23 protein-coding genes are annotated in these 11943 nt (G+C 41.1%); 21 read left to right on the top strand and 2 right to left on the bottom strand.

The genetic code is table 11. The features are described from left to right. Positions 1-45: 45 nt before the first annotated feature. Positions 46-429 carry a helix-turn-helix transcriptional regulator gene (locus MKY10_RS15010; RefSeq protein ID WP_032722318.1) on the bottom strand — a complete coding sequence of 128 codons (384 nt, stop codon included), beginning with the start codon at positions 427-429 and terminating at the stop codon, positions 46-48. Between the two features lie 173 nt (positions 430-602). Here MKY10_RS15010 and MKY10_RS15005 point away from each other — a divergent pair, with 173 nt between their 5' ends. Further along, the gene (locus MKY10_RS15005; RefSeq protein WP_041850205.1) at positions 603-854 is read left to right on the top strand and encodes a helix-turn-helix transcriptional regulator; all 252 of its coding nucleotides are present in this window, start codon (positions 603-605) and stop codon (positions 852-854) included. A gap of 179 nt (positions 855-1033) precedes the next feature. Here MKY10_RS15005 and MKY10_RS15000 read toward each other — a convergent pair whose 3' ends face one another. Then, positions 1034-1285, bottom strand: a complete 252-nt coding sequence (locus MKY10_RS15000) for a hypothetical protein (protein ID WP_041345248.1) — start codon at positions 1283-1285, stop codon at positions 1034-1036. A 124-nt stretch (positions 1286-1409) separates the two neighbouring features. Between MKY10_RS15000 and MKY10_RS14995 the strand changes: the two genes are divergently transcribed. The 20 genes from MKY10_RS14995 to MKY10_RS14900 all read left to right on the top strand — a co-directional run bounded on the left by MKY10_RS14995 (position 1410) and on the right by MKY10_RS14900 (position 11861). After that, positions 1410-1550 (top strand): hypothetical protein, encoded by a 141-nt coding sequence (locus MKY10_RS14995; RefSeq protein ID WP_017696669.1) that lies wholly within the window; start codon positions 1410-1412, stop codon positions 1548-1550. A 46-nt stretch (positions 1551-1596) separates the two neighbouring features. Beyond that, positions 1597-2325, top strand: coding sequence for a phage regulatory protein/antirepressor Ant (locus MKY10_RS14990; protein WP_041339346.1), 729 nt, complete (start codon positions 1597-1599; stop codon positions 2323-2325). Positions 2326-2381: 56 nt separating this feature from the next. Continuing rightward, on the top strand, positions 2382-2951 hold the full coding sequence (locus tag MKY10_RS14985; RefSeq protein WP_269767372.1) for a helix-turn-helix transcriptional regulator: 570 nt from the start codon (positions 2382-2384) through the stop codon (positions 2949-2951). Next, the gene (locus MKY10_RS14980; RefSeq protein ID WP_041339350.1) at positions 2948-3205 is read left to right on the top strand and encodes a YqaH family protein; all 258 of its coding nucleotides are present in this window, start codon (positions 2948-2950) and stop codon (positions 3203-3205) included. The genes MKY10_RS14985 and MKY10_RS14980 overlap by 4 nt, the downstream gene beginning before the upstream one ends. 129 nt (positions 3206-3334) lie before the next feature. Then, a complete protein-coding gene (locus MKY10_RS14975) occupies positions 3335-3535 on the top strand; it encodes a hypothetical protein (protein ID WP_041339353.1) in 201 nt (66 codons plus the stop codon). A 100-nt stretch (positions 3536-3635) separates the two neighbouring features. Beyond that, positions 3636-3824, top strand: a complete 189-nt coding sequence (locus MKY10_RS14970; RefSeq protein WP_305091018.1) for a hypothetical protein — start codon at positions 3636-3638, stop codon at positions 3822-3824. Continuing rightward, positions 3773-4774 carry a YqaJ viral recombinase family protein gene (locus tag MKY10_RS14965; RefSeq protein WP_336149188.1) on the top strand — a complete coding sequence of 334 codons (1002 nt, stop codon included), beginning with the start codon at positions 3773-3775 and terminating at the stop codon, positions 4772-4774. The genes MKY10_RS14970 and MKY10_RS14965 overlap by 52 nt, the downstream gene beginning before the upstream one ends. Before the next feature lie 2 nt (positions 4775-4776). Further along, positions 4777-5619: a recombinase RecT gene (locus MKY10_RS14960; RefSeq protein WP_041056376.1), complete on the top strand. Its 843-nt coding sequence runs from the start codon at positions 4777-4779 to the stop codon at positions 5617-5619. Positions 5620-5783: 164 nt separating this feature from the next. Next, positions 5784-6482 (top strand): DnaD domain protein, encoded by a 699-nt coding sequence (locus tag MKY10_RS14955; protein ID WP_163136152.1) that lies wholly within the window; start codon positions 5784-5786, stop codon positions 6480-6482. Continuing rightward, complete coding sequence (locus MKY10_RS14950) at positions 6367-7314, top strand: ATP-binding protein (RefSeq protein ID WP_128484036.1); 948 nt, start codon at positions 6367-6369, stop codon at positions 7312-7314. The genes MKY10_RS14955 and MKY10_RS14950 overlap by 116 nt, the downstream gene beginning before the upstream one ends. After that, positions 7311-7454: a hypothetical protein gene (locus tag MKY10_RS14945; RefSeq protein WP_064670937.1), complete on the top strand. Its 144-nt coding sequence runs from the start codon at positions 7311-7313 to the stop codon at positions 7452-7454. The genes MKY10_RS14950 and MKY10_RS14945 overlap by 4 nt, the downstream gene beginning before the upstream one ends. A gap of 93 nt (positions 7455-7547) precedes the next feature. After that, on the top strand, positions 7548-7847 hold the full coding sequence (locus MKY10_RS14940; RefSeq protein WP_064670938.1) for a hypothetical protein: 300 nt from the start codon (positions 7548-7550) through the stop codon (positions 7845-7847). Further along, positions 7834-8292: a DUF1064 domain-containing protein gene (locus MKY10_RS14935; RefSeq protein WP_033884304.1), complete on the top strand. Its 459-nt coding sequence runs from the start codon at positions 7834-7836 to the stop codon at positions 8290-8292. Before MKY10_RS14940 ends, MKY10_RS14935 begins: the two co-directional genes overlap by 14 nt. A gap of 119 nt (positions 8293-8411) precedes the next feature. Continuing rightward, positions 8412-8579 carry a hypothetical protein gene (locus tag MKY10_RS14930; RefSeq protein WP_164972546.1) on the top strand — a complete coding sequence of 56 codons (168 nt, stop codon included), beginning with the start codon at positions 8412-8414 and terminating at the stop codon, positions 8577-8579. A gap of 81 nt (positions 8580-8660) precedes the next feature. Further along, positions 8661-8867 (top strand): XtrA/YqaO family protein, encoded by a 207-nt coding sequence (locus MKY10_RS14925; RefSeq protein ID WP_015715365.1) that lies wholly within the window; start codon positions 8661-8663, stop codon positions 8865-8867. Positions 8868-8898: 31 nt separating this feature from the next. Continuing rightward, positions 8899-9216 (top strand): VWA domain-containing protein, encoded by a 318-nt coding sequence (locus tag MKY10_RS14920; RefSeq protein WP_129137818.1) that lies wholly within the window; start codon positions 8899-8901, stop codon positions 9214-9216. Further along, positions 9213-9743 carry a hypothetical protein gene (locus MKY10_RS14915; protein WP_064911547.1) on the top strand — a complete coding sequence of 177 codons (531 nt, stop codon included), beginning with the start codon at positions 9213-9215 and terminating at the stop codon, positions 9741-9743. Before MKY10_RS14920 ends, MKY10_RS14915 begins: the two co-directional genes overlap by 4 nt. Then, positions 9740-9988 carry a hypothetical protein gene (locus MKY10_RS14910; protein ID WP_010330964.1) on the top strand — a complete coding sequence of 83 codons (249 nt, stop codon included), beginning with the start codon at positions 9740-9742 and terminating at the stop codon, positions 9986-9988. The genes MKY10_RS14915 and MKY10_RS14910 overlap by 4 nt, the downstream gene beginning before the upstream one ends. Positions 9989-10349: 361 nt before the next feature. Then, the gene (locus MKY10_RS14905; protein WP_064670942.1) at positions 10350-11117 is read left to right on the top strand and encodes a hypothetical protein; all 768 of its coding nucleotides are present in this window, start codon (positions 10350-10352) and stop codon (positions 11115-11117) included. A gap of 12 nt (positions 11118-11129) precedes the next feature. Then, positions 11130-11861: a hypothetical protein gene (locus MKY10_RS14900; RefSeq protein WP_064670943.1), complete on the top strand. Its 732-nt coding sequence runs from the start codon at positions 11130-11132 to the stop codon at positions 11859-11861. Positions 11862-11943 lie beyond the last annotated feature (82 nt).

Here is an 11943-nt window from a genome sequence, read left to right as displayed (position 1 = left end):
AACTAAACAATAATAATAAATAAAGATAAAGAGATCGTTATGTAATTATTTTTTGTTCCCGTTTTTTATATCTCCGGGTTGTCTACCTGATTTTAATTGCTCAGCAATAATTCTTTGAGCTGCTTCCAAAATTGAAGCTGTTATCTTTCCATCAGCAGCAGCTACCAGAGTATCAGGATCTTCAAGAATCTTTCTTGCTTGTTCGTTGAAGATTTCATCTTGTGTCTCCTGGCTTTCTCCTCTCAAAAGAAAATCAATAGTGACGTTATAGTAGTCAGCAATTTTTATTAGAGTCTCATGATCTGGCTCTCTTTTCCCTTGCTCATATGAAGCGTAGGTTGTACGAGCAATACCTAACTTATCTGCTACTTCCTGTTGCTTCATCTTCTTTTCTTCTCTTAATTTCTTTATTTTGGTTGAAAAGTTCATATTTTATCGCCTCTCACATTTTGTGGCACTAAGAACATTATAACTACACAATAAGCGTAGTATATTGAATTACTCGAAAAGAGTATTTTTTTTTAGGGGAAGGGGTTTACAATACTCTAAATGCGTAGTATATTATATTCAACGACACGAAATGAGTAGTGGAGGTGAAAGGAATGGCCACTAAATCAAAACAGCGAGAATGGTTAAAGTGTCATCGTTTAAACAAAGGATTAACTCAAAAAGATGTTGCTGCTAAAGCAAAGATCGCACGAACTACTTACGCTTCAATTGAACAAGGCGAGCGTAATGCGGGAGTTCAAACTGCTAAGTCTATAGCAGAAGTTCTTGATTTTAACTGGACTCTTTTTTTTGATGATCAAGTACGCGTTTCGAGTAGTGAGCGTAATGCAGTACATTCTGCTTAATTTCTTGGTTAGTCCTACGCAACGGACAAATACAGCATAGGAGTGAAAACATGAATCAAATAAAAGGAGCTAGATTCAAATGAACAAAGCAAAAGTAATTGCTTCAGCCACGAACTGGACCATCAATGAAGCCGCCAACTTCATTGAAAAATCCAGTCCCGGCCAAGTTGAATTTTGTCTTATTTCTTGTTTGGAATTTCTAAGGATTCAAGGTCGATGTCGTATTCCTTCAGTTTCTTAGCAAGCTCAGAATGATAGCTTTTGACAGTTAGTAAGCTGATATCTTGAGCGAATTTTTGAAGAAATAAGTGAACATCTTTTTCATCTTTCATGAATTCCGGTAAGTCTTCCTTACCGTACATGCTGAGATTACCAGCGTGTTCTGTAAACCATTCAAGATAAGCATTGTCACTGATTTTCTTAAAATCCATATATTCTCCCCACCTTTCACGTAGAAGATTTTACCACAAGTGAAAGGTTGATAGATTACAAAGTAAGCAAAATTCTTGGTTAGTCCAACCGTCCAACACGAATACACTGACGTGAGGTGATCACATGGCGAAACAAACTAAGAAAAAAACAACAAACATCAAGATGGGCAAAGAATATTACGGAACGATGGACAGAGAAGAGTGTTTCCGTAAAGCTCTTGAGCCGTACTTCACTTCTAAAAAAGAATTAAGGCTTCACGCTTAATTATCTGCTTCACCTTTTTTTGGTGGACAAGCAAGGAGGTAACAGCATGAATCAAATTGTTTTTATTGAAGGCAACCAAGCCGTAACAGACAGCCTAACAGTGGCTGAGGTATTCGGAAAACGACACGCCGATGTAATAAAAAGCATTGAAACACTGAATTGCTCTAAAGATTTTACTGAACGAAATTTTTCGTTGAGTGAATATGAAGATCCAACAGGACGATCATTAAAAAAATATCTGATCAAACGTGATGGACTCGCATTTTTGGTTTTTGGTTATACAGGTGCAAAAGCAGCAGTGTTCAAAGAAAAATACATTGCTGAATTTAATCGGATGGAAGCCGAGCTTCAAAAAATGACTCAACCGTCCTACATGATCGAAGATCCAGTCAGCCGGGCAAAGCGATGGATCAGCGAGCAGGAAGAACGGCAGCAACTTGAACAAGCATTGAAGATTCAGGAACCATTGGTCAACTTTGCACAGAGTTGCATGGCGGCCGAAAAATCATTGCTTGTGAGAGAACTGGCAAAGCTTGCTTCGAAAAACGGCATCATGATTGGTGAAAAGCGACTGTTTCAGAAGCTGCGCGAATGGAAGATGATCATGGCCAACAAGAATGAGCCATACCAGGAATACATCGAGCGAGGTTTCTTTGAGATCGCACAGGGGGTGCGCCAAGTAAACGGGACGCCGAAATCCTGGCTGACAATGCGCATCACTCCGAAGGGACAAGCCTTCATCATCAATAAGCTGAAAAAACAGCAAGCCAGCTAGTTCCTTCATTACTTAAATTTTACCAAATAATTCCCCGTGAAACAGGAGGCGAACATATGTCGAACAACCCGTATAAACTCGATAATTTACCAAAAATTATGAGAGAGGTTAGAAAGACAGTGGGATTTACTCAATTTCAATTAGGGCAGTTACTTGGCGGCAAAGATCAACGGTATGTATCAGACGTTGAAAATGGCCTGACCACATTAACGCCTGAACTTTGCATCAAATGGTTTGAGATATGCGGCGCTTATGAGCACATTGACCTTGTACATTATTTGTTCCGGCTTCATCCGAGGGCAACAGCCCCAGTCGATCCGGCGTTGAACGTCAGCCCCAGTAAAGCCCTGATCAATTTTATGAAACAGACAAAGGAATCCCTTGAGGCTGCTGAAAATATCGCGCTCTGGTTGGCGAATGAACGCCCCGGCCGTATTGAGGCGCTACCGATGGCGGATCTTAAAGAGATTCTTGACCTTGGTCCAGCTGTAGACACTCTCTTTTATGCTTTATCTCGAAGTCATGGTCTGAAAATGCAGGAGCTTGCAGACAAATGGACGCGAAAAGCGTTAATGGATCAGGTTGCTATGTCAAAACAAGAGGAAAGGAAGGCAATGCTCGTATGAAACTCAACCAATTTTTGAAGTCAGATGAAGAAGTCGTAAAACGGAAAACTGATTCAGTTGAAAGTTTGGCTGAACTATTACTGGACTCTTTGGAAGAAGGCGACTACGAGGAAGCTTTAGACATCCTTGGCAGTATCAAAGCAAACATTGAGGATCTTAAACGGATTTCAAATAAGGGACGCTTATATGATGCAGCGATAAGGCTGAAACAGCGTGGGATTGATTTATCAGTGGTACGCAGGAGCTTAGGATGATGGTTCACTTTGTTCATAAACCAGCGACAGCGTTGGAGGTCCGAGCGTGGTGTGAAAGAATCCGAAATCATAGCGAACTGCACTTGATTTGGGATGAACGTACAGCAAATTACAGAAAGGAGAATATGAATGATCGAAAATCCAATGATCCTAAACAATTGGCACGACAAGCTTACTGAGCCAGAAACACCAAAGGATTTTTTCGGGGATGAAGTAACGCCTTTCGACGATTACGTGATAGATAGCGCTGAGGGTGAAGTCATCTTGAGAGAAAACCTTGAGCGGTACTTAAAAGAGCATCTTGGTTTTGAATTTAAAAATGAGCAATAAAAAAGCCCACTCTGGCAAGTGGACTCAGTAAGGCGTTTTGACTGAAATATTTACTTAATTATACCAAAACGCCTCATAAAAATCAATGGAGGTTTTATACATGGCTAAATCAATAAAAGTGGCATTCAGCGAGCGTGCGGAGGATCAGCAACGTTTAAGACAGGTCGGCGGTTCAATTGTATTCGCCAAAAACGGTAAAGCGCAGTTTAGTTTCCCTTCAATGGATCACTACCGGGAATGGCAGCGGCTTGGTGCAGAAGAGTACAAAAGAAAGGTGGGGTTGATCTGATGCAAGCTGAGGTTTTCGCTTCGACAGCGGACATGAGTCGGGACGAATGGCTTCTTGAGCGACGGAAGGGCATAGGCGGTTCTGATGCTTCCGTTATTTTAGGCATAAACAAATGGCAAACACCGTTTGAATTATGGTTAGACAAAACAGGTCAAGTACCTGTGAGTGAATCAGGAAGTGAGGCAGCCTACTTCGGTTCACTCCTTGAAGATATCGTTGCAAAAGAGTTTGAGATACGTAGCGGCAAAAAAGTAAGGCGGAGAAAAGCAATGCTCAGGCATCCTAAGCACGATTTTATATTGGCAAACGTTGATCGAATGATTGTTGGCGAAAAAGCCATTTTGGAATGCAAAACCACATCGGCATACAACCTGAAAGAGTGGGAAGATGACGAGATTCCTGACAGCTATATTGTTCAGGTCCAACACTATCTAGGAGTGCTGGGGCCTGAATATAAAAAAGCATATTTTGCTGTACTGATCGGCGGCAATAAATTCGTTTGGAAAGAGATTGAGCGCGATGACGAGCTTATTGCAATGATCTTTCAGGCCGAAATTGAATTTTGGAATGAAAAGGTCTTGGGCGGAAAGGCTCCGGTTCTTGACGGTTCGAGTGCTGCAGAAGAATATCTCAAGCAACGTTATGCCGAAGCAGAAGGCGGCAAAGTCGTTGATCTCACATCTGATAATAAAACACGTATTCAGCAGTATTTACAGCTGAAAGAGCAGATCAACGAGCTGTCATTGCAGGCAAAGGAATTAGAAAACCAGATCAAACATGAAATGAAGGAAGCAGAATATGGATTCATCGGAAACTATCAAACTAGCTGGAAGTCAGTTTCAACTAATCGGATCGATAGCAAGAAATTGAAAGAGCAGTTTCCAGATGTATACGAGAAAGTCACAAAAGAAGTGCAATTCAGGCGCTTTGGAATTAAGGAGGTTAGCTGAATATGGCTACAAATCAAACGCTTAAAAACAGCATTCAGAAGAAACAAAACAGTGCCCCAGGACAACAGCAGGGAACAACGATGAAGGGCCTGCTTTCTTCTCCAGCAGTCATGAATCGATTCGAAGAAGTTCTGGGAAAAAGAGCGTCTCAATTCACAGCGTCAATTCTGAGCCTGTACAACAGTGAAAATACGCTTCAAAAGGCAGACCCTATGAGTGTAATTTCATCGGCTATGGTGGCGGCAACGCTCGATTTGCCAGTGGATAAGAACTTAGGTTATGCCTGGATCGTTCCGTATAAAGGCCGTGCGCAATTTCAGCTTGGTTACAAAGGATACATTCAGCTTGCTTTGCGGACGGGCCAATATAAATCTATCAATTGCATACCGGTTCATGAAGGAGAATTGCAAAAGTGGAATCCGTTGACCGAGGAAATTGATATTGATTTTGAAAAGCGGGAATCAGATTCGGTTATTGGTTACGCTGCTTATTTTGAGCTTTTAAATGGATTCCGAAAAACTGTCTATTGGACAAAGGCGCAAGTTGAGAAACACAAAAAGAAATTTAGCAAGTCGGACTTCGGTTGGGGCAAGGACTGGGATGCGATGGCACTCAAAACCGTTCTAAAATCCATGCTCAGCAAGTGGGGGATACTCTCTGTTGAAATGCAAAAGGCAGTTATTGAGGATAACGAGGAACGAGAGCGCATTGACATCACTGACGAAATGTCTGAGCCAGAAATCATTGATGCCGAACCATCTGAGGAAAAACCAAGCGCGCAGGACGCTGATCCTTTTGACGGCAAGCCTGTAGACATCAGCGAAGATGACCTCCCATTTGATTAAAGTCGGCATCCCCTTCTGTTACAAATGGCTGACGGAAGGGGCGCCAAATCGCGCGCAGCTGTTCCGTGCTTATGTTGAAGGCTATCTCAGAACAAATGAACCTGGCTTACGTTTAGTCCGTATCAGCGGAATGACAGCACTGTGTGAAAGGAAGTAGGTGAGCCATGAACTACCTGAAAGAAATGAACGGCTTCATGAATTGGCTAGAAACGAATCCGTTGTCTGCTACAACTCAAGCATTATGGTTTCATCTTTTGCACATCAACAATAAGGCAGGGTGGCGAGAGTGGTTCACCACTTCAAATACCACTCTGCAAGCAAAGATTGAGATTTCCGAAAATACGTTGATCAAACACCGAAAGATGCTGATTGATCTTAAAAGAATTGAATATAAGCCGCAGGGGAGAAAGGCAGGACAATACAGGCTGATCTCATTTGAAACTCCTGTATCAGAGCAGGAACCATCAGAAAAGCCTGTTCCTGAACTTGCACCAGCACCACAAGAAACGCAGGAGGTTGATCCAAAAATGAAAAACGCTTTTGAGCTATTCGAAAATAAGGTCGCTCGTTCTATCGGCTCCATTGAGGCGCAAAGAATCGGCTACATGGTGGATGATTACGGCGAAGAGAAGGTCATCGAGGCAATGAAAAAGGCTTTCAGAAATAAAGGCAGCAACGTTGGCTTAAACTACATTGAGGCGATCCTGTCCAACCCATTAAGCCAAAAGAGAAAGGAGAAACAACAGTATGGCAATAAACAAAGCAGTCAGTATAGACACAGCGTTCCAAGCAATGATGAAGGGTCTTCAAGCAAGATCGCGTTCCTGGGAAACAGAACAGGCCGAATCAGAAGAAAAGGTTGAATATGAATGCTCTGAGTGCAAGGATCGCGGCGTTGTGATCTACCGCATCCACAAAGACACTGAGCTGCGGTTGAGAAAAGAACACAAGCCATTGGACAGCCTATCACTTGATGAAATGGTTCTTGAAGATGATTACCTTGCAGGAAAGGTTTGCACGCCGGATAAGGCTCGGGAATGGAAAACGACGTATTCCAAACAATGTGAGTGTGTGAAACAAAAGAAAATAGCGAAGCTCATGGCAGCCAGCGGCATTACAGAAAAGTTCGAAAAGCTGTTGTTTGGCAACTTCAAATTAGATGGCAAACCTCAAATGATTAAAGATGCCTATGAATGTGCGGTCGAATACTTCAAAGACTTTGAAAAGATCAAGGGAGAGCGTGCCAATAGCATTGCTCTGCTGGGACAGCCGGGCAGCGGCAAAACCCATCTGTTAACGGCCATCATGAACAATCTCATTAAGAAGAAATCAACTCACTGCCTGTACTTCCCTTACGTTGAGGGCATGAGTGATCTGAAAAATGACTTTGACCAGCTGGAAACAAAGCTGAACGCCATGAGAAAAGCAGATGTGCTGTTCATTGATGACTTATTCAAGCCAGTTGACGGGAAGCCAAGGGCAACTGAATGGCAAGTCGAACAGATCCAGTCAGTTGTGAATTATCGCTACCTGAACCATAAACCTCTGCTGATCTCTTCTGAGCTCACAACGGACGATCTGCTGGACGTTGACGAGGCGCTGGGCTCTCGGATTTACCAGATGTGCAAGTATTACACGGTGATCATTCAGGGCAACCGGATGGAATTAAATCATAGATTGGGTGATTGGGATTGAACGAGAAAACGAACGTTATAGGATCCAAAGGAATGTATTTGTTCGGGCCTGCTGAACAAAAGGGCGGCAAGGACCTCACACCAGCTATCCAGGTGCTTGAGGAAAAGATCAGACAAATGGAGCTGATGCCGAGTGCTTAAAGCGGTGATGCTGCTGCCGGCAATCATACTAACGGCGCCAGCAAAAGAAAAGCAGATTCAGCAATGGGAAGAGAGTGACGGGAGGTAAGGAGAATGAAAGTGTTAGAAAATCAGACGCTTTACCAGTGTGAACATTGCGGAAAGCGGCTGATGACAAAGCACGGTGCTAGGTTGCACGAAAGAGAATACTGCTCGGTTGTCAAAGAGGCTGAACAGAAAAAACGTCAGGAATCCTGTGAACATAAACACATGGAAATGAGTTACTGCACTATGCCGGGAGAAGGTCATTTGCAAATACCTGACTATGAATGTTGTATTGACTGCGGCATGTCAGAAATGGAGATTGCAGAACAAAAGAATAAGTTTCAGGAGGCATCACATGCCAGCAAATAAGTACGGCGCAAGAAAAACACAGGTAGACGGCATCACGTTCGACAGCCGGGCCGAAGCCAAATACTATGAGCAGCTGAAATGGCTCAAGGTGAGCAAGCAGATCAAAGATTTTAAGCTGCAGCCACGGTTCCTGCTGCAAGAGGCATTCAAAAAGAACGGCAAAACTTTTCGGAAGATTGAATATATTGCAGACTTTGAGGTTCATAACTTGGACGGCAGCATCGAGATCATTGACATCAAGGGCGTTGAAACAAAGGAATTTGCCATCAAGCGCAAGCTGTATGAGCGGCTTTACGATACGCCACTCAAGGTGCTGGCTCTGGATAAGTCACTCGGCTTCATCGAGCTGGACGAGCTGAAAAAACTCAAAAGAAAGGCGGGAAAGTCCACTGCTAAACGTGGTAATCGCAGACGATCGGCCGTTGTGGGTGCAGGAAGAAGATAAGCTCATGGCCTGTATGACACGTTGCTCTCAGTTTAAGGCATGCGCCAGCCGAATGGGTTCTGATTGCAAGAAGCTCGGCGGCACGGAAATTCCCAAAATCAATTCAGGAGGTAGATACCATGGAACAGCAAAGCATCAATCCTTACCTGCCAGGACCGGTTGAAGAATGGAAGATGACGCCGGAACAGCTGGCCGAATACGTGAAAAAACACCCGATCGTTTACCGTGAGGATCTGAAACCATCGCCAACATTCACAATGACTGGATGGAAACCGGATCACTATTAAACACAAAAAAAGCACCGAAGCGTATGCCCCGATGCTCTGATATGAACTGGTACTTCTATCATAGCACAGGGGGCGCTAAGAATGTACAACCCAAGAGAAATTAATTTAAGCAAAGATACAACAATCGAACAGGCAATGGAGTCGGGCAAAATACAGATCATCGTTTTAGACGGGAGCCAGGGCACCGCACATGTCTTGGAAGCCCCGGAGCATGGCAAAACAATCATTCAAACGGCAAAGGGAAGCTTTGCTCGAGTCGATCACGAAATAGGTTTCAAAATCAAATAGCAGGGGCTTTCCCCTGCGGGGGAGGAACGGCATGGATAAATTACAGGAAATAAAAAATAGATTTTCAATAGCAACTTCACTTTATAAAAAGAAAATTGATGTTAATTGGTCCACTATTCTTGAGGATCAAGAATTTCTAATTCAATCAGTAGAAAAACAGCGGGAAATCATCGAGGAAAACAAACGCCAGCAGGAAGTAACGGTTCATCAATTCCGGCAGGCTCAAAAGGACATTCAGCATTTAAGCGGGGATAGGAAACGATACAAACAGGCATTAGAGAAGATCATTACCAATCTCAATTTCGCGATAACAGTTGCCCAAAATGAATTGGAGGGTGATGTGAAATGAACAAGGATATTCAATTTTTGAAAGAGCTTCAAAATGAATTGAAAACACAGGATCGTGATTCTCAAGCTGCACCACGGTTTTGGACAGTCGGTGATTATGAATGGGTTGAAGCTCGGGAGGAAAACGCAGAGCGTTATTCTGTATACCTGCCATATATTGCAGAAGCCTATGTTTTTGATGATTATCTAGAAGAAATAAAAGAAGATAGTGAGCTGTCTAAGGAAGCCTTAACAGAGTTGCAAGAAATTGAGGACGACTATGAAGATGCTGTTGAGTGGATTCAAAAATACATTGATGAAGAAGCAGAATTAATTCCAGAAAGAAAGGTTCACATTATACAACCAAATACAATGTTTTTGACAAAAGCAGAAGCAAAGAGCCACATCAAATTGAACAAGCACCATTACACTTCAGAAGCTCATACGTACGCTATGACAGCTTGGAGAGCACCAAAAGTTGAACGGTTGCTTAAGATTCTTGAAACGTTTGATTGGGATTCGCTTGGGAAAGAAGGTGATGCGAAATGATTCCTTTACAAGTTGAGCTTCAGCGGGCAGTCAAAGCCACGAAAGACGAAGCGATGACAGTTGAGCAGGCGGCGGAATATTTGAAAGTGCATCCAGATTACATACCAGTTCTCGTGGCAAAGTCAGACGATTTGAAAATGATCGGTGATGAAACAATCATTGCAAAGCGTGATAAGACAAATGGCTGGCTAATCGGGGCGATGGTTTTGGTTTTATTCTTTGCAATTGCAGTCGGCTGGGAATAGGGGGGTGACACCATGATCGAATACAGCTGTCCTGAATGTGGTCACAACGAATTAGATATAAAAATCCGCCCAGATGCACGCTGCCCGAAATGCGGCTGCAGCATGGGCGTTGAGTTGAGGAGGAAATAGAGATTTGAAAATAATTCATCAAAAAAGAAAAAACGATGGAGGGGTGAAAAAGGGTGAAAAAAATTAGAAAAAATATGAAAATAAATGGTATTATTGTACTGAAAACTGTGGAAAAGATAAACATTGTTGTAAATTAGACAGAGGAAGTTGATTGATTTAATTCTAAAGAATGTTTACCAAGCAATATCTTATGGCTATAATTAATGACATTATTAGATAAGGGGGCTAGATGATGTGGGTTTTAATGCTACTCAGTCTTCTTGCAACAATGCTTTTTCAGTTTTACACAAAAGGATTTAATTGGGCAACAGGAATCATTATTTTACCAACATTAGCAGCTTTACTTAAAACTATATATGACAAATCCCAAAAATTTAGAGTGGGTTTTAGATGGGTGAAAAATCACTTTAATTTCGATAATTTTGATATAGATTTTCAAGCGGTTTTTAACATAGTCGAAAATTCAACTCTACAAAAAATTAAAGATGATTATACGGAAGTCCAAACAATTTTTTATGATTTACTAAAAAATAAAGGTCATACAGGGCGCAAAAATGAGTTAGTCGAAGTCTCTTTTGATAAGTTTAACAACGTTAAAATGTACATTAAACCATACAAGATTTATTTCTCGATTATCCAAACAGATAATTTTGGTCAGATGAATTTGAATGTAAGTGCATCTGCTACTTTAAAGTATAAAAATGGACAAGAAATTATTGAAGATTTTATAGTTCACTTTTACCAGAGGATTTGTGATGATTTAGGGGTGGAAGAGAATAAGTATACAATGAAAGTTGCTAAAAACACTAAAAAAGTTGACTTCATGAAAAAACACTTTATTAAAGAGGTTAAGCCATCTGATATATTATCTTTTAATATTAAAATTAAAAGTAATCCTGGTGTACAGTTAAGTGCGCATGAAAAGAATATAGTTTTGGTGACAAATCAAAGAACATCTTTAATTAAAGCTTTGGACAAAGTAATTAAATTGATTTTGTGAGGAGAGAATTAAATGCCGCAATCAATTATTATGCAGAGATTAATCAATTTCCCAGAACAATTACCATTAGAAACAAATGAATTTAATACTGGTTCTGAAAGTCAATCTTTTAAAACTACGCTTAAAAACCTAGGTAGTACTGAATATACAGAAGAAGATTTAAAAAAGTATCAAGTAATACATCCAATAGGAGATTCATTTACAGGAAAAGGCTATTTGGAAGATGGAACGGCACACGATATAATTGCTATTTCTGCTGATGAAACTTTCAATGTGGCTAAATCAGATGATGATTTTTTATATTTTTGGGGTTCCAAAAAATCAATTATTGAACACGGGATTAAGCGATTAATCGATGGGACTGTGGGACGTGGGGATAACCGATATAACTCACAAGCTATAACTATAGATTTAAGAAAACTAAAAGAAGAATTAGAAGAAAATGATAATGCTGCAATAAAAGGTGGTTGGTGGAGAGATTTAAAAATAGCCGATGTAGAAGTTGCCTATTTAGGTGGGGGTACTGTTACCGCGAGTCAAAATTGGAGTTCTTATGAAGAAAGTGATGGAATTATTTCTGCTTTGCGTTTAGATGTGCCGAATCCAATAGAAAACGAAGATGATATTCTAAGTGTCTTGTTAACGAAGGATGGAAATATAGTAGTCTATAAAAAAGTTGGTGAGAAGAATTTATTTGATATAGCTATGCCATTATTTACTATAGCGAAAAAACATTTAATTTAAATAAAGTCCAAGATGGAAAGCCTGCGGACACTGATCACTGTACAGAGAATTCTGTACTTTGGTTGGTGTCCGTTTTTTATTT

Origin of the sequence: Bacillus sp. FSL P4-0290 (genome assembly GCF_037975435.1) — a bacterium.
GTDB classification, from domain to species: domain Bacteria; phylum Bacillota; class Bacilli; order Bacillales; family Bacillaceae; genus Bacillus; species Bacillus subtilis.
The sequence above is the reverse complement of the archived record's forward strand: the minus strand, read 5'-3'. Positions and strand labels throughout refer to the sequence as shown.